Here is a 20,485-nt window from a genome sequence, read left to right as displayed (position 1 = left end):
CCGATGATCACCACGACTCCCGCCCCCGGTCGCCCATCGCCGGGCCATCGCCGCCCGGGCACCCCGCTGCGGATCGCCGCGGCCTCGCTCAGTCTCGTGCTGGCCCTGAGCGGCTGCGTGCAGTCGGGCCGCACCAGCCATCCCGACAACTTCGAGGGCGAGACCGCCTGTCCTGTCGAGCCGGATCCGAGCATCACCACCTCCGCCCGTATCGCGTGGCAGGCCATCCCCAACGGGGACCTCGTGGTCAAGGATCTCGAGCTGCTGGAGGCCTGCATGCCGGAGGCAGACGTCTCCTGGGTCAAGATGAACTCCGGCGGTGACGTCATCCAGGCGTTCGGCTCCGATTCCCTGGACATCGCCCAGGTGGGCTCCAGCCCCGCCGTGAAAGCTGCCTCCCCGCCGCTGTCCAAGGACATCAAGGCGATCTGGATCAGCGACGTCATCGGCCAGGCCGAATCCCTGGTCGCCAAGGACCCGGTCGTGGAGGAGCTCGCCGACCTCGAGGGCAAGACGATCGCGGTGCCGTTCGGGTCCACGGCCCACTACTCGCTGCTCACGGCCCTGGACGAGGCCGGCCTCGGCGACGCGGTGAGGGTCATCAACCTGGCCCCCGACGCCATCCTGGCCGCCTGGCAGCGCGACGAGATCGACGCCGCCTGGATCTGGCAGCCCACCCAGGCGGAGCTGCTCGAAGAGGGCCACGCGATCCTTTCCAGTGAGGACAGCGCCGAGATGGGCGCCCCTACGTACGACATGGTCGCGGGCACCGGCTCTTTCGTCACCGAGAACCCGGAGTTCATGCGGATGTGGTCGATCGTGCAGGGCGAGGGGGCCCGGCTGCTGACCGAGGAGCCGGAGACGGCCGCGACCTCGATCGCGGTGCAGCTGGATATTCCGCCCGTGGACGCCGAGCAGCTCCTGGAGGGGTACATCTTCCCCACCCTGGAGGAGCAGGCCGGCCCCGACTACTTCGGCGGCGGGCTCGCAGACGACTTCCGCAGCACCGCCGAGTTCCTGGAGGGACAGCAGGAGATCGACGCGCTCGCCGAGGACGGTGACTACCAGGAGATGCCCTACTCCGAGGCGATCGAGGAGGCCTCAACATGACCGCGACCCAGAACGCGACCGACAGAGCCGCGCAGAGCGCCGTCGTCTCGCTCGATGGCGTCTCGCAGCGCTACGTCACCGACTCCGGAGACGTCGTCCACGCCCTCGCCGAGACCGATCTAACGATCCCCGAGGGCGAGTTCATCTGCGTGGTGGGCCCCTCCGGCTGCGGGAAGACCACGCTTCTGAAGATCCTCGCCGGATTCCTCGAGCCGACCGGTGGGGCCGCGCACTACCGCGGGAAGCAGATCACCGGTCCGGCCGCAGCGCGGGGTGTCGTCTTCCAGCAGCCGAACCTGTACCCGTGGTTCACGGTGCGTGAGAACGTCGCCCTGGGGATGCGTATGCGAAAGGTGGGCAAGAAGCAGCGCACCGAGAAGGCCCAGGAGTACCTCGAACTGGTGGGCCTCGGCGATTCCGGCGACGCGAAACCCTACGAGCTCTCCGGCGGCATGCAGCAGCGGACCCAGATCGCCCGTGTGCTGGCCAACGAGACCGACGTGATCCTCATGGACGAGCCGTTCGGAGCGTTGGACGCCATCACCCGGGGCCGCCTGCAGGCCGATCTGCTCAGCCTCCAGCGGGCCCAGCACCGCACGGTCTTCTTCATCACCCACGACGTCGACGAGGCCGTGTTCCTCGGCGACCGGGTGCTGGTGATGAGCGCCCGGCCCGGCCACGTGGTCCTCGACCAGCACGTCACCCTCTCGGCCGACGCCGGGCACATGCTCGGTGAGGAGATGCGCCGCCTGCCGGAGTTCATCGAGTTGCGGGAAAAGGTCGCGGGAGCGATCGAGCGGTGATCCATGCACCCGATGCCGTCCACGGTTCTTTTCGATCGTCTCGTGGCCGTCCGGAGGACGAAAGAGGACTAAACCCATGAACATCAATTTCGGCGTAGCTGCGCTCTCTGAGCGCGGACGTCAATTGCTTCCGGCCCTCTGGGACGAGGCCCTGCGTATCGGCGGAGAGGCGTATGACCTGAACACTGCTGCCGTCAAGAGAACGCCGGGGCGAGCTTCGATCAATGCTCGCGCGTTAGACGAGACTTGGGAAGCTCCGACTTGGCTCCAGGATGAGCATGGCGCACTCTCACTTTCGCAGCCGCCGATCTCATTCCAGACCGAGATCGCGCAGTCCTCCTGGCATCGCTGGGCCCTGGACACGCTCCGGGAAGATCCGGGGCGCCGAACCGTGCATCCCGGGTACTTCGGGATCTCCCATTGGGAGAACGGTGGCATGGAGATGTGGAACGATATCTTCGGGTTTGCTCGCGCGTACGTGGTTACCAACGAGCACTTTGCCGCTGTGGGCAATCACATCGGAATGGTCTCAATGTTCTCCGCGACCCCGTTAAAGGCAGACGAGTTTGGCGCGGACGTATTTGCCCAGCTCGGGTTCTGGCCAGAGGAGAATTCGCCGCTCACGGCCGTTCGGCGTCTCGGAGCTGCCGAAGTCGTCGCGGTCGGGACGCACGACGAGGTGAGTATCCGCCAATACGGCCATCTCTCGGACCACTTCGAATACAGAGAGCGACATCCCGATATCGAGGAAGCCGCCCATTCACTCGCGATATCTACCGCCAACATCGGCGCGATCATGTCGAGACGTCCGCGCGTCGATCTCTCAGGGGGGCGGGATTCGCGCCTCACTGCAGCGGCGTGGATCGCTGGCGGACGCCCCGGCCTGATCCATACCCTCGGAAATCTTCAGGGAGAAGCTGACATTGCCGTCCAGCTCGTGGAGGCTCTCGGGGCCGAGAAGTTTCTCGAAGGGAGAGGACTCAAGCATCAGGTTGTCCGCTCGGATCCGCGCCGGGCCGCGGGTTTCTCCATCGAAGAGCGGATCGAAGCAGCTATGAGGCAGTGGGATGGCGATTTTGCCCACCTGAATCTGAAGTCGCCCATTGTGCGGCCGCCCCGCCGAAGCGCCTTCAGTGTAGGAGGTGGGAATGGTGAAGTAATGCATCCCCTCTATTACTCGACTCCCCACATTCTAAAAAGCGTACGAGCTATGGAGCATCCGCTCCGACGGGTGCCGCAAGCGCTACCTCCGAAGTGGAACACGGTACGTGCTGCCGAGAGCACGAATCGCTACATCGACGGGCAGGTCGACGTCATGTGCTCGATCGGTCAGTTGGATGCTACCGCTCTCAATGTGTTCCAGATGATGGCGAAATTCCGACGTTGGCCGAATTCACAGCTCGTCGGGAGCGCTTTCGTGCTGCTCCTCAATCCGGTATTCGTGCGTGCGGCAATCGACATGACGCCCGAACAGAGGGTTAACCGCGAATTGCAGGACGCGTTGACTGTAGCCCTGGTGCCACAATGGTCGGATATTCCGTACTTCAAAGGCGGCGTCTCGGACTTCAAGAACTCAGAGATCGTCCAGGCGAACAGAATTTGGAACACCTCCCCGGGCTCCATGGAGTATCTTCTTCACGAAAGGGACGCGTGGAAGGACGCTTTTGATGAAGGTAAAATGCTCGAGCTGGAGCGGGAAGTGCACGCTGAAACTGCCGCGACGATGCATGAGTCGACCCTCAACAAGGCCTTCGTTGTCGACGCCATTCCGGAACACGCCGCAAAACTTGAGCGTCGCCGTGAGCGCCACTGGAGCGCTCGCCCGTGACGACTCGCTAGTATGGGGCGAGGAAGCGTCGGCGGCGGTGGGGTTCCACACTTCGCTCACGATCATTTCTGGCGGCACAGCTTCGCGTCGGGACTATGGACAGCAGGTGTCGCCAATTGTGTAAAGCGGCCGCGAGTGCTGCGGAATGAAGTTGTGAAACAGTGAAGACACTGTCCATGCCCCGTGCGCGGGGCCGTATGTGGCAACGGTGTGGCGATGTCGCCCGAAACGTTGTGATCGTGGGTCAGTCGATGGTGGAACACGCCTTCGCCGATCCCGCGTTGCTTGCCGTCCAGATCAGTCGGCGATTGCCGCTCGGGGCGCGCATGCTGATGGGTGGAGTGCTGGAGAGAGCATCAGCCGCGTTGCCGAGTGTTGCAGCCCTCGGCGCGGTCATGGCCGGAGACATGTTGCATGCACGTCGGCTCGTCGGTGAAGTCCTCGAGGCAGGCCGGCCATCGCGTCTTGCGGGCGAGATCGCCATCCTGCTGAATCGCACCGACTTGGTGGGTGACACCGCGCCCGCGCGTACCCGGGCGCGCGCGGCTTGGTCGCGGGGAGACCTCGAAGGCGCCCTCCAGATCTTGCGGGATGCCTGCCTGAATGGCGACGGTTATGCCCTCCTATTGCGTAGCGAGCTGGACTTGCTCCGAACGGGCCGTCGGTTGCCGCTGGCGGCGGGATTGAGTCTGCCCGAACGGTCCCCGACGAATGCCAAGCCGGCTCCGTTCGAGGGACTGCGCGTTCTGCACGTGGTCACCAACTCGCTGCCCCACACCCAGTCCGGGTACACGTTGCGTACTCATCGCATACTTCGCGCGCTCACCGATGCCGGAGTGCGATCGATGGCGCTCACCCGGACGGGGTATCCGGTAATGGTTGGTAAAGTTGGTGCCGCACGCGAGGACTCCGTTGACGGAATTAATTACCGACGGACGCTGCCTTTATTCCTTGCGCGAACTCCCGAGCAGCGGTTGCTGCAGCAAGTGCATGAGGCGTTGGCTGTGGTCCGCGAGTTCCGTCCGGACATCATCCACACGACAACGGACTATCGCAATGCACTGGTAGGGCAGGCCGTCGCTCGGGCCACAGGCCTGCCGTGGATCCTAGAAGCCCGCGGACTCATGGAGAAGACTTGGGTCGCATCCCAATTCTCTGAGTCCGCACGCGCGGAGGCGAAGCGGTCGCAACGGGCACGCCTGGTCGCGGCACGGGAAGGCGAGCTCGCCCGTTCCGCAGATGCCGTCGTCACGCTGAGTCGGACGATGGCCGGTGAGTTCGTGGCGCGGGGAGTGGACCCGGGGACGATCACGATCATCCCCAACGGTGTGGATGCAGAACTGCTGGAGCGGCATCTGAGCCCTGCTGAGGCACGTCGTTCCGTGGCGCTTGATAGATCCGATGCATTTGTTGTGGGCGCCGTGAGCGCTCTAGTTGACTACGAGGGCTTCGACACGCTTCTCCGGGCTGCCGCTGAGATCGTGCACGGGCGCTGCGGTCGACCCGAATTGTGGGAGAAGCTTGTGGTGGTTCTCGCGGGAGACGGCACGGCAGCCCCAGGCCTGAGCTCATTGGCGCGCTCCCTCGGCATCAGCGACCGCGTGGTGTTGCCTGGACGCGTCCCGCGACGCAGCGCGCGTGACTGGGTGCAAGCCCTTGACGCCGTGGTCGTCCCTCGTCGTGACGTCGAGGTGGCGCGGTTCGTCACACCTCAGAAGCCGGTGGAGGCATTGGCGCTGGGACGTCCTGTGATTATCTCGGATCTTCCTGCGCTCCGGGAGACCATCACGGCCGAAGACGGCACGTCATGCGGCATAGTGGTGCCGCCGGACGATCACGTGGCACTCGCCGGGGCCATCGCCCGGCTTCACGACGATCCCGGCATGACGGTCGGCCTCGTAGAGGCCGGAAGATGTCTGGCAGCCGAGCGCACGTGGCCGAGCCTCGTCCGCCGGTACTCGGACGCGTACGCGCGGGCGATGACGAGACGAGACGAGAGGAGGACAGGATGACGCAGAGTGCTGAGTCCGTGCACCAGGTCCGCCAGGCTCTCGAGAGTCGTGGGCTGCAGCCCGATGACCTGAAGCCGGTCGGCGTCCGTCCGTCCCTCTCCGACTACGCAGGACAGCTGTGGGAGCGGCGCCATTTCATCTGGATGGATGCCCGGCACCGGGTGGCGACGCAGAACAGTCGCAACCGCCTGGGCAGCCTCTGGTTGGTGCTCCGCCCGCTCCTCGATGCCGCGATGTACTACGTCATCTTCGCGCTGATCCTGCAGGTGGACCGGGGCATGGAAAACTACGCCGCGTTCATCATCATTGGGGTGCTGATGTTCCGCTCGACGATGCGAGCGATCAGTCAAGGCCCGAGTGTCCTGCACTCCGGAAAGGCGATGATCAGGGCATTCGCGTTCCCGCGAGCGGCGCTTCCGATATCGGCGGAGATCCGCGACGCCTTACAGATGGTCTACACGGTGGCCATGGTCGTCATCATGATCATGGTCGTGCCCGAACACGAGCTTCCGGAGCTCGCCTGGTTGCTGGTCCCGGTCATATTCCTCCTGCAGTTCTTCCTGAACCTCGGCATCTCGTGCGTGATGGCGCGCGTCGGCTTCCACTTCCCCGACCTGACCCAGATGATGTCATTCGCCGGACGTCTGTTGATGTACGGCTCGGGCGTCATCTTCCCGATCGAGCGGTTCCTCGAGCATCCGGTGGCCATGATGCTTATCCAGGCGAACCCGATCTACCACATGCTCGTCCTCTATCGAGAAGTGCTCATGGACGGCGTCGTGCCGTCCGCCGAGCACTGGCTGATCCTCGGGGCGTGGGCGCTCGGCCTGTCGGTCTTCGGGTTCGTCTTCTTTTGGCGAGGGGAGGAGACCTATGGCGGAGAGCAGAACTGAGAGCGAGCGCTGGGTCGCCCCGGTCGAGTCGCCGCTGACCGTCGTCGCCCACAATCTCCGGGTGCGGTACAAGGTGCTGCGCACGGACCGCGGGCCGCGGAAGGACCTTTTCGGGAAGCTCCGCAGGAAGCAGATGGTCTCCGTGTCGGCCCTGAGAGGCGTCTCGTTCACGGCGAGGTCCGGCGAGTTCATCGGGATCATCGGCCGCAACGGGTCCGGGAAGTCGACCCTGCTGCGGATCCTGGCGGGGCTCGAGCCGCCGAGCTCCGGGCTCGTCATGACGTCCGCGAAGCCGATGCTCCTCGGTGTGGGCGCCGCGCTCCTCCCGGACCTCACCGGGGCTGAGAATGTCAAACTGGGTGCCCTGGCCATGGGGCTCACGCCGGAGCGCGCCGAGGAGATCTTCGACGACGTGGTCGAGCTCTCCGCTCTCGGCGACGCCATCGATCTGCCGATGCGCACGTATTCCTCCGGCATGGGGGCGCGGCTCAAGTTCGCGATCTCCCTCGCGGCGGACCCGTCCATCCTCATGATCGACGAGGCGCTCTCGACCGGTGATGCCACGTTCGCAGAGCGTTCGCGTCGAGCAATGGACGAGATGCTTGAGAAGGCCGGCACGGTCTTCTTGGTTAACCACGCTGCCCAGACCATCGAGAACATGTGCTCGCGCGCCATCTGGATGGAGCGCGGGCAGGTGGTCCTCGACGGGGACGCGGTGGAAGTCGCACGCAAGTATCGCTGGTTCGCCCACAACCTCGCCCAAGGCCAGGACGAGAAAGCCGCGGGACTCCTCCGCGACGCCGTGCAGGAGGGGGAGGAGCAGCGCCAGGCCGCGCAGCTCACCCTTCCGTCCGAGCGGACCGACGAAAAGGCTCGCGGCGGAAGGCGAGAGGCCCCTGAGCTGGAGCCCGATCCCTTCACCAGGGTCTACGATCGAAATTCGCAATCCCCGAAGAAACCCTTCCCTGGGATCTCATCCGTCGATGAGCGGGACTGATATGACCACCAGCACATCGAGGAGCACGCTTTGACTCTGCGCATCATGACGATTTACGGCACCCGGCCCGAGGCCATCAAAGTCGCACCGATCATTAAGGCGATCGAGGCGGACCCTGAACTCGACAGCATCGTGGCCGTAACCGGTCAGCATCGGGAGATGCTTGACCAGGTCAACACCATGTTCGCGATCGTTCCGGATCACGATCTGGACATCATGAGCGCGGGTCAGACGTTGAACGGGATCATCGCCAAGGTCATCACCGGCGTGGATGGACTCTTGGAGAGCGAGCAGCCGGACGCGGTGATCGTCCAGGGCGATACCTCGACCGTGATGGGAGCGGCCGTGGCCTCCTTCAACCGGCAGGTGCCGGTCATCCACCTCGAGGCGGGCTTGCGATCCGGTGATATCAACTCGCCGTTTCCCGAGGAGGCGAACCGCAAGCTCACCAGCCAGATCGCGACTCTGCATCTCGCTCCGACCGTGACCAGCAAGGCGAACCTGACCCGTGAGGACGTTAGCGAGAACGACATCGTCGTCACCGGCAACAGCGTGATCGACACGCTCCTGTTCGCGACGAATCATCTCGAGGTGACCTTCGAGGACCCCCGGCTCGAGGAGCTCCAGCGAGCGATGGACGCCGGTGAGGCCGGCCGGGTGCTGCTCGTGACGGCGCATCGCCGCGAGAACCTGGGCACTGCGATGGAGGGCATCGGCGCCGCCGTCGCCGATCTCGCCCGGAAGTACCCGGATCTCACGGTGGTGTTCCCCATCCACAAGAACCCCAAGGTCCGCGCGTCGATCGAGCCGGCCGTGGAGGGGCTCGGCAACGTCATCCTCATCGAGCCGCTCGCCTATGCCGAGTTCACGCGTGCCCTCAGCCTGGCGGACATCGTCCTGACAGACTCCGGCGGCGTGCAGGAGGAGGCACCGAGCCTCGGCAAGCCGGTGCTGGTGATGCGCGAGAACACGGAGCGTCCCGAGGCCGTCGTCGCCGGCACCGTGAAGCTCATCGGCACCCACCGCCAGCGTCTGGTGGACGAGGTCTCGCTGCTCCTGGACTCGCAGGAGGCGTACGCCGGGATGGCGAACGCCGTGAACCCGTACGGAGACGGGCGCGCCGCGGAGCGGACGATCGGTGCCATCAAGTGGAAGTTCACCGAAGGCGACCGACCGGACGACTTCGCCGACTGATCATCCGACACACCGTGCCGGGTGAGGACCACGGCCACGGGAGGAACAGGAAGGGATGCACCGATGCGCGCGACGATGCGGACAGCAGTGATTCTTGGCGGGGGAGCGATGGTCGTCGTCCTCCTGCTGCTCGTCGTGACGGCGGTGACCCGCTCGTGGATCGCTGCCGGGGTCACCGCCATCGTCGGCGTCGCTCTCGTGGCGGTCCTCGCGGTCGCCGTGTTCCGCGTCGCCGACCGGTTCGCCCGGATGAATGCCACGGCGGCGACCCGCGTGAGCACTCTCGAGCGGCGCGTGTCAGAACGCGCTCGCGAGGCGGCGGAACGCGCAGAAGCCGACCGCATACAGACGGCGGAGATCGCGGAAGCCGACCGCACGCAAGCGGCGGAGATCGCGGCACTGCAGGCGGATCTCGCCGGGATGCGCAAGAGCATCACCGTGCTGAATCGGCGGGTGCGCGAGGGGCAACTGACGGCGATCGAGGACGAGCTGAAGACGCTGCAGCGGACGACTAGCATCCTCCGTCGCCGGGTGCCGGAGGGCTTCCTCGAGCCAGTGGAGGCCGACCTCGCCCGCATCGATCGGGTAGCGCAGGACGCCTGGCATCTCAGCACGGAATCCGCGATCCAGCTCGGACGGCACCCCCGCTCGTTCCTCACCATCCAGCAGGCCGCGGACCTCTTGGACCACTACCTCGAACACGACCAGCTCCTTGAGATCGCGCCCCTGATTATGCGCTACGACCTGCTCAAGCGCCTGGACCTGGGCACGCTGCGGAAGCTCTATCGCTTCTACCGGGCCTCGGGATACTGGGACCAGGCCGTCCTGGTGCTGCGAAAGATCGCGGAGAAGTCACGCCTGGCCAGCGATCGCAGCGCTGTCGTGAAGCTCGAGCACGAGATCGCCGTCTTCAGGAATCCGACGTCCGTGAGGGTGGACCTGCCGCGGTCCCCGGCCCACGACCCGGCCGGTCCCGTTCTGCATCTGGTCGGCAAGGTTCTCCCCGAGACCCAGTCGGGGTACACGCTGCGCACGCACTACACCGCGCGGGCGCAGGCGGACCGAGGACTGCCGGTGGCCATCGTGGGCCAGTCCGGGATCACCGAGGGCGAGGTCAAGAACACCACCCGCTACACGCATCAGGGTATCGACTACTACCTGTTGCCCGGTCCCGCGCGGGGTGACGGCCTCGTCGACGAGTGGCTCCGGACCAACATCGCCGAGTTCGCCGCTCTCGTCCGGGAGCTCCGGCCGAGCATCCTGCACGCCCACTCCGACTTCTACAACGCGCGCATCGTGCACGCCGTGGGCGCCGCCTACGGAATCCCGACCGTGTACGAGACACGGGGGTTTTGGGAGGAGTCCTACCTCAGCCGGGTGATCACCGCTCAGCACTGGCAGCGCGATGCGCAGAGCATCTTCGCCACCTACGGTCACCCCGCCGCCTACACCCTGCGCCGGCACGCCGAAGAGATCGCCCGCACGCTCACGGACCACAACTTCACGCTCGCGGGGGTGATGCGCGAGCACATCCTGGAATCCGGCGGCGCCGCGAGCGATCAGCTCTCGATCGTCCCCAACGCCGTCAGCGTCGAGGACTTCCCCATGCAGGACCGGGACCCCGATCTCGCGGCACACCTCGGCCTGCCCGAGGATGCCGTGACGATTGGGTACATCTCTTCGATGGTCGAATACGAGGGCATCGACACCCTCATCGATGCCTTCCACATGGCATCGGGACGAGTCACCGAGCCCCTCCACCTGCTCCTGGTGGGCGACGGGAGCCATCTGCCGCTGCTGAAGCAGAGAGTCGAGAAGGCCGGCATCGCGAACGTCATCTTCACCGGTGCGGTCCCGCACGAGGACATCGTCCGCTACTACGGACTGATCGACATCTTCGTCGTCCCTCGGAAGAAGTCCGCGGTCACGGATCTCGTCACCCCCCTCAAGCCCTTCGAGGCCTTCGCCACCGGTCGTGCGGTCGTCCTCTCGGATGTCGATGCCCTGCAGGAGATCGCGGACGAGTCCGGCGTCGCCGAGACGTTCCGCGCCGGGTACCACCGCGACCTCGGACGCAAGCTCGTGGAGCTCGTGAAGGACCCGCTGAAGCGGCGTGACCTCGGAGTGCGCGCCGCCCGCTGGGTCCGTGCCCAGCGCACCTGGGATGCGAACGTCACCGAGTACTACCGCGTCTATCGACAGCTCGGATACCGAGGACCCGCAGACCGTGTGGTCGGCGCGGAGCTCGAACGGCGCGCCCGTGAGACGGGAGCCCAGGCGGGCCCGTCCCAGCGCGCCCGCGCCGCATCCCGGGAGGCATCCCGCACGGACTCCTCGCCATCGGAGGGCGGACAACGCGCCGTACTCCCTCCTCCGGATACGGCGACCGGTGCTGACAAGCCATTCCGCGTCGTCGTGGTCGCCATGAAGCCCCAGATCGCCGGCCGCATCCGCCGCAACATCCTGACACTCCTCGAGCTGGGTGCGCAGGTCACCGTGGTGAACACGACGCCCCGTGACGACTTCTTCCAGGGCATCGACCACCCGAACCTGTCCGCGGACTTCGTCGAGGTCCGCTCGCTCGCGGTCCGGTACCAGGCTCGGATGACGAGACAGAAGAACAAGCGTCAGGCGAAGTGGGACCAGGTGAAGCAGGACCGCGCCGAGAAGGCACGGCAGCCGGTGAAGGACGCGCCCGAGTGGATGACGGGTAATCTTCCCGGCGTGGCCATGATCCACCGCGGGTGGACCGCCCCTTCGACCCGGGAGGCGCGCCAGCGGATCCAAAAGACCTGGGAGAGAGCCGACAAGAGACTCACCAAGTTCGCACGTACCACGCGGAACCGGCGCGACCTGCAAATCAGGGATCAGTTGAAGCGGGTCCACCTCGTCAACCGCTTCGTGGAGTTCTGGCGGCTCTCCCCGGAGCGGATCGCAGCGCACGAGCCGGATCTGGTGGTCAGCTCCGATCTGCCCGGGCTGGTCGGAGCGAGCATCGCGGCGAAGAGGCTCGGTGTCCCGCACCTGCACGACTGCCATGAGCTCTATCTCGAGAGCACGACGCTTCGCCCCTACGAGCGCCGGCTCCTGTGGTCGGTCGAGAAGACGTACATGCGGCGTGCGGACTCCGTGGTGGTCGTCAACGAGACCATCCGGGACGAGTACGAGAAGCGCTACGGCGTGCGCGGCACGGTGCTGCGGAACTGTGCGCCAGCCGTCCCGGCGGACGTACGAGCCAACCCCTTGAACATCCGCTCCTTGGCCGGAATCCCCCAGAGCTCGCAGGTGGTGCTGTACCAGGGCGGACTGATGGCGGGGCGAGGCCTCGACGTCTGCGTGCGGGCCGCCCAGCACTTCCCTGAGGGGGCCCACCTGGTGTTCATCGGCAAGGGCCGGATCCTCGAGGAGCTGCAGCAGCTCGCCGGAGACCTCGGCGTCACGGATAGGGTGCATTGGCTCCCCGCCGTCGAACCGGGACAGCTTCCCGCGTACACGGCCGCCGCAGACGTCGGCCTCATCCCGTACCAGCCGGTCTCCCGCAACAACCGGTACGCCCTGCCCAACAAGGTGTTCGAGTACACGGGAGCCGGGGTCCCCTTCGTCGCCTCCGATTTGCCGGAGCTCCGCCGGATCGTCGAGACGGCGCGCTGCGGAGAGGTCTACGACCCCTTCGACCCGGAGCAGCTCGCCGCTGCGGTGAGGACAGTGCTCGATCGGACGCGTCACTGGACGTATCGGTGCAATGCGGAGAGATTCGGTCGTGAGAACACGTGGACGAGCGAGCGGGAGATCCTGGTATCGGAGATCCGTCGCCTGGCGGGCTCGCAGCTGCCGAAGTGAGGCCCCATTGCCGGGTGCGATCAGCTCGACGGCTGCCTTGGGGTGGGCGGGCCTCGCGGGACGCGGACCGGTACCCGGCGCGACGCAGGAGGTCGCTACTATGACGGGGGCTGACCCGAGTCCGGACTGCTCGCGACCGAACAACGTACGAGGAGTGGAGCACCATGCGCATTGCTGCCGTCGTCCATAACGGGGTCAAGCACGACGCGAGAGTGCTCAAGGGCGCGGCGTCACTGAAGGCGCAGGGGCATGACGTGCGCCTGTTCGGACTCACCGCGGACGAGACGGAGGACTTCGTCCTGCCGAACGGGGTACCCGTGCACCTGCAGCACCGGGATCTCTCGGACCAGAAGCCACGCATGGAACGAGAAGAGCTCCCCCCCGGCCGCGAAAGCGCGATCTGGACCTCTTTTCGCATTCAAGGGGAGACGATCTTCGAGAGCGTGAGAGACGATTTCGAGCCGGATATCGTTCATATGCACGACCATCTCGCACTAGCGGCCGCAGCGAAATACAAGCAAGCTTTCGGTTGCCCATTGATCTGGGATGCCCACGAAATCTACGAAGACCTGGCAAGCATTGAGGACGTCCGCGCTGCGGTCAATGCCCGGATCATCCGTGAGAATGTCCGATACGTGAACGGATTCATAACTTTGAATCAGAGCATCTCCGATTTCTATCGGGAGAAGTACCCGTCCTTGCCAGACGCGGTCTTGGTGCCCAATGCGGTCGAGCGTGTTGCGCAGACAACCTATGACGGTCGTCTCCACAAGAAGGCTGGTTTGAACCGGGATCAAAAAATTTTGCTGTTCCAAGGCGGATACTCCCCTCATCGAGGAATATCCGCGCTGCTCGAGGCCTCTCGTCATCTCCGCGAGGACTGGTCATTGGTGTTCATGGGGTGGGGGAAGCTCGAGGACGACATCCGTGCGTACCTCGATACCGGAGCGGACCGTCCCGCAGGTCGCGCCGCAGTGACCATGGTCCCGAGCGCTCCCCACGACGAGCTCTTGATGTGGACCGCCGGCGCTACGCTCGGCACCATCCCGTACGAGAACACCGGCCTCAACCATCTCTACTGTTCGCCGAACAAGCTGTGGGAGTATCCTGCGGCTGGCGTGCCGATCCTGGCCAGCAACATGCCGGAGATGAAGAAGAAGATTGAGCAATACCAAATCGGCTTGACGGTTAACCGTCGCCTCGACCCAGAGGAGATTGCCGAAGCCGTCAACGCTCTTTCTGACGCAGATCTGCAACAGATGAGACTCAACTGTGGAACCTATGCCGCTGCGGAGAACTGGCAGAACTACGAGGCACGCCTCACCGGTCTGCATCTGAAGCTTGCCGAGGAATTCGGCATCGTCAAACCCGAACCAGCCTCGTTCAGGAACAACCTCGTCCGATTCTTCCGAAGGCGGTGACCGACATTGTCCAGCAGCCAATTTATTCTCGCTTATGCCTGTGATCGCCATGATGCGATGTCGCTGGATGAGCTCCGGGTAAGGCGTGACTCCGCGACCCGATTCATTCAAGACGTAGCCGCTGGGCCGCTCGACCGAGTCGATATCGGAGACGGCCGCACGGGGTTCCTGGTCTGGCAGCATCGTGCGCCCAGGATTGACTGGGCAATGGTCGCGTCACGCAGTGACGAAGCTGCCGCCTGGCTGCATGTACCTGTCGCTGCGGGCGGCGCCGATAGCGCCGTGGATCCGATAATGCTCGCACGCAACTTCGCGGACGGGACCGCGGATCCGGTCGAGATGGGCGCCCCCTGCGCCGCGTTCCACTGGACGCGCTCCGCCGGCTTGAAGATCGTCAACGACCGACTCGGAATGGTGCGCCTCTACTCCTTCGACGTGCCAGGATTTGGTCACGTCTGGAGCAGCAGGCCAGGGCTCGCCCATGTCTTCGGCGGGCTGGCACCGAGGTTCGAGCAATCGACGTGGAACGACATGGCGACGCTCGGTTGGTCGAGTGAGGGGCGCGCTCATCTCGGCAACGGCCGTCAGCTGACCGCCAGTACGAGGATCCACGTCGCGCCTGATGGCACCACGTCGACGACGAGCGACCGTGATCGCTGGATCCATTCGACGGGCAGCGGTGACATCCCGACCCTGGCAGAAGGAGCGCATGGCATGTTGCGCTCACTTGCCTCTGCATCATGGTGGGCCGGAAAGCCGATCGCGGATCTCTCCGGGGGCAAGGACTCGCGAGTAACCGCTGCAGCTGCCCTTCGCGCGGGTGTCATTGATGCCGTCAGGACGGTCAATACCGACTCGGGCGAGGTGGAAACGGCTCGTGAACTGTTGCGGCTGACTGACTTCCCGGTGGAGCATCGCGTCGACCAGGTCCTGGAGCCGAAGAAACCAAAGGGCCGGGTTCTCGATCGATATATATCCTTCCAAAGGGCCTGGGAAGGCGCATACAACGCGCGTTCCGCGTATCGTACCAATCAGTTCGAGGGATTCAGGCCGAGTTCCGCTCCACGGATCAACGGGCTCGGAGGCGAGGCCGTCCAGGGCATGACCCTTCTCAGTCCAGGTTGGCGAGAAAAACTGGAGGGCAAGGGCCCTGAGCTTGGTCGGGAGCGACTCGCCGCCATGATCAAATCGGGCGGACCTGGCGTGACAAGCGATGGTATAGACGACTCGATCCAGTCGTCCTTGCGATTTGCCGACGAGGCCGAGGGTCTCGGGATGACTACGTCGTTCATGGTCGTCGACTTCTTCTACAACTTCAGTAAGATGCCGTATTGGTCGATGCCGCAGGCGACCGAGAGCACGCTGCTTCCCTTCTACGCTCCGCAGATGATCCCTCGCGTGATATCGGCGATGTTCAAACCTTCGATCGAATACGGGCGGCTCCATCGGGACATCTTGCGAGAGATTTTGCCGGAGTGGTCGCAGGTCCCGTTCTACAAGGGGTCGGCGAAAACGCGTGCAACGCCGTGGATGTGGGAGAACGAGGATTGGAGCGAACTCTCTGAGACGATCCTGGACGGGGTCTCGGGCCTGGATACCTTTTCTGAGCCATCCGTCAGAAAGTTCGTGGAGGATGCCGAGGCGGGCAAGGGTAATGTTCGCTTCGAGCTCGTATTCTCGCGCGCGATGTGGGAGCTGAGCTTCAGAGAATATGCTCAAGAAGTTGCACGGCTCGCTTCTGATACTCTACGCAGAGTCAAGGAGGTCCGAGCGAACGTCAGTGCAGCGCGTCCCGAGAAGTAGCTCGGTGACGTCGGCCCCCGATGGTCGACGGAAAGGGCGGGAGGCGCCGCGAGGTTTCGCGAGAGCGAGGGGGAAGTGTGACCGCTGAGGTCGAGTACATCACAAACGAGGCCGAGGTCGGCCTGCCTCCGTTGCAGGCATCGCGCCGAACGGTGTGGAACTATTATCGAATTGAGTTCCTGCGAAACGGCTACCCGGGGCGTCGGACCGGGGACGTTCTATACGCCCACCCAATTTACGGCCCCTACGTTATCGCGGACTACATCGCGCAGTACCGCCGCACGAAGGACGATGTCTTCCTTGATGCCGCGAAGCGGGTGGCCGATGCAGCAGTCGAGCAGATGACGCCCCTAGGTGACGGACTGGCTTTCTTGTATAACCCGAAGAGCACTGCCGTCTCGACGAGAGGTGGAACGTTCTATAGTGGGCTGACGCAGTCGCGGTACATCGAAGGATTCCGCAACCTTGTGACGTTGCCAGGCACGGAGCGCTTCAAGGCGCCGCTACTCGCGATTGTGCGCAGTCTGCTGATCCCTGCCGAGGAGGGCGGCGTTGCCAGGACTACCGATGACGACGGGCTGATCATCGAGGAGTACCCGTCGCAGGCTCCGGACTGCACCTTGAATGGGTGGACGACGGCCACTTGCATTCTTCGCGATTATGCACGGAGCACGCAGAGCGACGAAGGTTGGGATATCTTCCATCGGTCGGTCCGCGGCCTCGAGCGGCTGATCCCGATCTATGATGTGCCTGAACTGGCGAACTCGCGATACCGCCTTACAGGGGTTGCCTCAATACAGGCGAAGGCCGTCGGCGCGGATCTTGAGATCACGGATTGCCGGGTGCACATGCCCGGTAGCGGCGTTTACAAAGCGAATGTGGCGGGCGATCCCGCTGGCGAGGCGCTCAAGGCGGGACCGCGGAAGATTTCGGACGGGGCGGCAGAGACTCTTGTTCTCTCCTTGAGCCGCCTGACGTGGCCCGCACCGAACAAGGTGCTTCTCTCCGTTCGCGCTTCCGGGAGCGGCGCGGTCAGCCTCGGGATAGGGGATGGTCCGTACTCCCCCATGACCAAGAACCTGCCAGTGGAGTACTTCCGCGAGCTCGGTACGTTCCCTGTGGACGAGGGGGAGAATGAGATCGAATTGGCCGTTCCCTGGACCGACGCGGAACTTGTCGCGTATCCGACAGGCTTCGGAAAGGCTATCGCGGATAGGCAGTTCAATCAGTATCACTGGATCCATGTGGACACGCTGGGGAAGATCGTTGAGGAAACCGGAAGTGACCTTCTCGCTTATTACCGCGACAAGTGGCGTCAATACCCGTCCCGATGGACCGATCTGTCCGAGTATGCAGACTCGCGAATCACGCTGGAGCGCTTCGATCCGAAGCGGCATAAGTAGAGCCACCGGTGTTCATCGCAAGAATCTCCGCCGCGGAGAGCACGGTTGCGCCAAAAATCGCTTCCGGAGGATGTCGGAAAGCCAGGGAGTTGACTCGACGCTTAATGGTGGAGTCCCACGGAGCGAGTGAGCCCCATGCGCCGGAGTATGTATCCGCCTGACCAAACTTCGGTGCGTCGTTGTTGTCGCCAGGAAGCCATTTGATCGACGAGATCCCATGCTTCGTGCCCAGGTAGAACCGCCTGAATGCCAGGGCGGCAGTGCTCAGTGTCCTATCTGGGATTAGCCGAGAGTCCATCGCCTTCCATTCGGTGAGCGCCCGCACGCGCATCGTGGCATGCGAGGCGTCTTCGCCGCGTTGCACGGGAGAAATGCATCTTTCAGCCATCGGCTCGTCGCGGGTCACACCGAAGAAGATGTCGCTGTCCACAGGGTAGTAGTACCAAGGGTGCCGCAGCTCTCCGGCCTCATAGGCGTCGATCTCGCCGAGGAATCGTCGGGTTAATGAGGCCCCGAGGCCGAGGAGCCCTTTGTCCTTGTCTCGCCTTCCGAGAATGAGGAACGACGTGGCGGCATCGACAACATGATTGTGCGGGACCTCTAGCCCCAGTCGGCGTGACGGGAAGTCTTCGAGCGTGATATACCACGCCTGTCCGGAGCGCGTGCGGATCTCGTCATCATGAAGGAATAGCGCGTTCCGCGCAGCCTCGTAAAGGTCATCGGCCGCGATGCCGGTGCTGACGGTCTCTGGGCCTGCCGCCTCGATCGCTTCGGCGGCAGCGAGCAGAGATCGGGCGATAAGGCCGGTATGGACGAGATGGGCACCGTACTGGTGGCGAACCTCGAACTCGCCGGCCGATAGAAAGGTGAGATCGATTGGTGCCGGAAGGCCGCGCATAAGGACCGAATGGATCGAGCTCCGTCGGGCCAGCAGGTCGGGCAGATAGTCCGCATCGTGTGGGAGGAGGGAACCTTCAGGCGACGACCAAGTCCTGCCGTCATCTCTGATCGAATGGATGATCGCCGTGGTATCGGTCGGTCGCTCGATGACGACGCGCTCGGAAGCTGCTTGCAGGCTGATGGTGGCACCGCCGATAGTGCCGATAGCTGCCGTTCCCGCGGTGTAGCGGGGGCCTGCAGACCATGCCGGGACGGTGCTTTTTCGCCAGTTCTTGCGTCCCAATGCCTGGTCGGTCCGCTCGACCATGTGCTGAGCCCACGTGGCGGCCTGACGAAGGTGCGCGGGGTCCCCGGTCACCCGCCAGGTGAGGCACGCAGCACGGATGAGCAAGGAGACGTCCCAGGCGAAGTGTCCCTGCTCGTTGGAGTCATAGGCCGGCTCGCTCGCGATCTTCTCGCTCATCACGTCGAGACCTCGGCGGGCGAACTTCTCGTAAGCTGCACGGACGTCGGCGATCCTGTGACTGGTCGGGCCATCTACGTCGAACGGTACGGAGTCGTGGTCCATTGCTCTCTTTCGCCGCTCTCTGCGGGAGGACGCCCATCCCTGCAATCGGTCCTGGGAAGACTATCGTGCCGGTATCGGATGATCTGGCCGCTCATCGGGCACGGGTCGTGATGACGGAATCCGTGCCGTCGGCGTGGACGACGGCCGGCGTCCCCGCAAGGTTCTCGACCTGGACGACGAGCACCACGGCCTCCGCGTCGCCCGGGACCTTCTCTGCCATTCCCTGCTGTCGCAGGGTCCAGGGCACGTGATGGGTGTTGTAGTCGACGGCGAGGGTCTCGTCCCAGTAGGTCGACGTGGAGATGATGCTCCCCTCGGCGTCGAGCCAGCGGGCGATGACGCGGACGCGCACGGTGGACGATTCCCTGCCGGTCATCGAAGCCCGGCATTTGTTCTCGCCGGTATCCCGCGATCCACCGACGACAGTGCATGAGGTCAGACGCACCGTCGTGCTCATCGTGTCCAGCCTGGCGGGATCATCGATCTGCACGCTCAAGACGTTCGTGACCGTGCGGGGCTTGAGCAGCGTCGCGTCATCCAGCCGGTGCAGAGCGGGGACATGAGTCCCGTCAGTCGGTTCGATCCGCAGATCGGCCTGGAGCGGAAGTGCCTTCACGCCGTCGTCAGTGGCTTCGAGGAAAGGCGCCGAGGCGAGAAGCGAACACTCGAGCTCCTCGCCGGTGCCCGGTGCGAGCGCCTGGCCCGAGACATCGCCGCCACGGGCGAGGAAGAGGTTCGTGCCGAGCTTGCCGTCCGTCTGCATCTCGGCGGGCTCCCCTCCGCTCGTGCAGCTGACTCGGAATGACACGAACGCCGCGAGCGCGCTCGATGAGGGAACCGCGCCCACACCGACATCGAAGTACAGCAGCGACGAACTGCCGGCCTCCGCGGCGGGAACTGTGACCGTATCGACGACGACGTCCTGCGCACCGAACGTCAGAGGCACCTCGCTCGGCCTCCGGTCCGCAGCACCGGATGAGTCGTACGGGCCGATCCCGGCGGCCCGGTCACCGGTGCCCTGGCCCACGAGCCTGTCGACCGCGAGTGTCCCGACGACAGCGACGAGGATCGCCGCGATGGTGTACGCGGCCAGTCCGACAACGCGTCGCCCCGGAGCCGGTGATGTGTCCGGCTCGTGCCGAGGCCCTGGCGATGGGAAGAGGTCGTTCACGCGTCCTCACCCTAGCGGGGCGTGATGGCTGCACCGCTGGGCGGCGGCTCGATCCCTCACGCAGGAACGGGTCGGTTGTCGGCGCGCGGCGGCCCGAGGGCCCACGTCGCTCAGGAACGGCAGCTGCATCATCGTGTCGCTCCACTGCTGCCAATGGGCGCCTGTGCGCAGTGGAACGGGGCGAACACAGTATGGTCGGGCTGGCATTGCTTGTGCGTACCGACTGCACGGATCGAGAGGTTCATCGTGAAGACTGCTGTTGTGGCTCTGGGGAAGATCGGGCTGCCGTTGGCGGTGCAGTTCGCCGATGCAGGGCACGAGGTCATCGGCGTGGACACCAATCCCCGCCAGGTCGAGCTGATCAACCAGGCGAGAGAACCGTTCCCGGGCGAGGCGCAGCTGCAGGAGAAGCTGAGCGAACTGGGCCCGGCGGGCCGGCTGCGGGCGACGACCGACTACGCCGAGGCGATCCCGCAGGCCGACGCCGTGGTGATCGTGGTACCGCTGTTCGTGAACGACGCCACGTGGGAGCCGGACTTCGG

At 64.6% G+C, this 20,485-nt stretch carries 14 protein-coding genes; 12 read left to right on the top strand and 2 right to left on the bottom strand.

Annotated elements, in window-relative coordinates; all coding sequences use genetic code 11:
• Positions 1-3 precede the first annotated feature (3 nt).
• The 11 genes from ACFQRJ_RS13190 to ACFQRJ_RS13140 all read left to right on the top strand — a co-directional run bounded on the left by ACFQRJ_RS13190 (position 4) and on the right by ACFQRJ_RS13140 (position 17,304).
• A complete protein-coding gene (locus ACFQRJ_RS13190) occupies positions 4-1,110 on the top strand; it encodes an ABC transporter substrate-binding protein (protein ID WP_377019625.1) in 1,107 nt (368 codons plus the stop codon).
• Complete coding sequence (locus tag ACFQRJ_RS13185; RefSeq protein ID WP_377019624.1) at positions 1,107-1,913, top strand: ABC transporter ATP-binding protein; 807 nt, start codon at positions 1,107-1,109, stop codon at positions 1,911-1,913. The genes ACFQRJ_RS13190 and ACFQRJ_RS13185 overlap by 4 nt, the downstream gene beginning before the upstream one ends.
• Positions 1,914-1,989: 76 nt before the next feature.
• The gene (locus ACFQRJ_RS13180) at positions 1,990-3,741 is read left to right on the top strand and encodes a hypothetical protein (RefSeq protein WP_377019623.1); all 1,752 of its coding nucleotides are present in this window, start codon (positions 1,990-1,992) and stop codon (positions 3,739-3,741) included.
• A gap of 239 nt (positions 3,742-3,980) precedes the next feature.
• On the top strand, positions 3,981-5,753 hold the full coding sequence (locus tag ACFQRJ_RS13175; protein WP_377019622.1) for a glycosyltransferase family 4 protein: 1,773 nt from the start codon (positions 3,981-3,983) through the stop codon (positions 5,751-5,753).
• 17 nt (positions 5,754-5,770) lie between these two features.
• Positions 5,771-6,646, top strand: a complete 876-nt coding sequence (locus ACFQRJ_RS13170) for an ABC transporter permease (protein WP_377019621.1) — start codon at positions 5,771-5,773, stop codon at positions 6,644-6,646.
• On the top strand, positions 6,627-7,643 hold the full coding sequence (locus ACFQRJ_RS13165; RefSeq protein WP_377019620.1) for an ABC transporter ATP-binding protein: 1,017 nt from the start codon (positions 6,627-6,629) through the stop codon (positions 7,641-7,643). The genes ACFQRJ_RS13170 and ACFQRJ_RS13165 overlap by 20 nt, the downstream gene beginning before the upstream one ends.
• 30 nt (positions 7,644-7,673) lie before the next feature.
• Positions 7,674-8,837, top strand: coding sequence for a non-hydrolyzing UDP-N-acetylglucosamine 2-epimerase (gene wecB, locus ACFQRJ_RS13160; protein ID WP_377019619.1), 1,164 nt, complete (start codon positions 7,674-7,676; stop codon positions 8,835-8,837).
• Between the two features lie 108 nt (positions 8,838-8,945).
• A complete protein-coding gene (locus ACFQRJ_RS13155) occupies positions 8,946-12,677 on the top strand; it encodes a glycosyltransferase (RefSeq protein ID WP_377019618.1) in 3,732 nt (1,243 codons plus the stop codon).
• 164 nt (positions 12,678-12,841) lie between these two features.
• Positions 12,842-14,098 (top strand): glycosyltransferase, encoded by a 1,257-nt coding sequence (locus ACFQRJ_RS13150; RefSeq protein WP_377019617.1) that lies wholly within the window; start codon positions 12,842-12,844, stop codon positions 14,096-14,098.
• A 207-nt stretch (positions 14,099-14,305) separates the two neighbouring features.
• Positions 14,306-15,901 (top strand): hypothetical protein, encoded by a 1,596-nt coding sequence (locus ACFQRJ_RS13145; RefSeq protein ID WP_377019616.1) that lies wholly within the window; start codon positions 14,306-14,308, stop codon positions 15,899-15,901.
• Positions 15,902-15,978: 77 nt separating this feature from the next.
• The gene (locus ACFQRJ_RS13140) at positions 15,979-17,304 is read left to right on the top strand and encodes a D-glucuronyl C5-epimerase family protein (RefSeq protein ID WP_377019615.1); all 1,326 of its coding nucleotides are present in this window, start codon (positions 15,979-15,981) and stop codon (positions 17,302-17,304) included.
• On the opposite strand, the gene ACFQRJ_RS13135 is transcribed toward ACFQRJ_RS13140, so the two are convergent.
• A complete protein-coding gene (locus ACFQRJ_RS13135; protein WP_377019614.1) occupies positions 17,267-18,772 on the bottom strand; it encodes a hypothetical protein in 1,506 nt (501 codons plus the stop codon). The two genes, ACFQRJ_RS13140 and ACFQRJ_RS13135, sit on opposite strands and share 38 nt — an antisense overlap.
• A gap of 91 nt (positions 18,773-18,863) precedes the next feature.
• Positions 18,864-19,718, bottom strand: coding sequence for a hypothetical protein (locus tag ACFQRJ_RS13130; protein WP_377019613.1), 855 nt, complete (start codon positions 19,716-19,718; stop codon positions 18,864-18,866).
• Positions 19,719-20,189: 471 nt separating this feature from the next.
• Here ACFQRJ_RS13130 and ACFQRJ_RS13125 point away from each other — a divergent pair.
• On the top strand, positions 20,190-20,485 hold a 296-nt coding region (locus ACFQRJ_RS13125; protein ID WP_377019611.1), incomplete at its 3' end, for an NAD(P)-binding domain-containing protein.

This window comes from Brachybacterium sp. GCM10030252 (assembly GCF_042666535.1).
GTDB lineage: Bacteria > Actinomycetota > Actinomycetes > Actinomycetales > Dermabacteraceae > Brachybacterium.
Note: the sequence above shows the minus strand (reverse complement) of the source record. Positions and strands in the feature narration are given on the sequence as shown.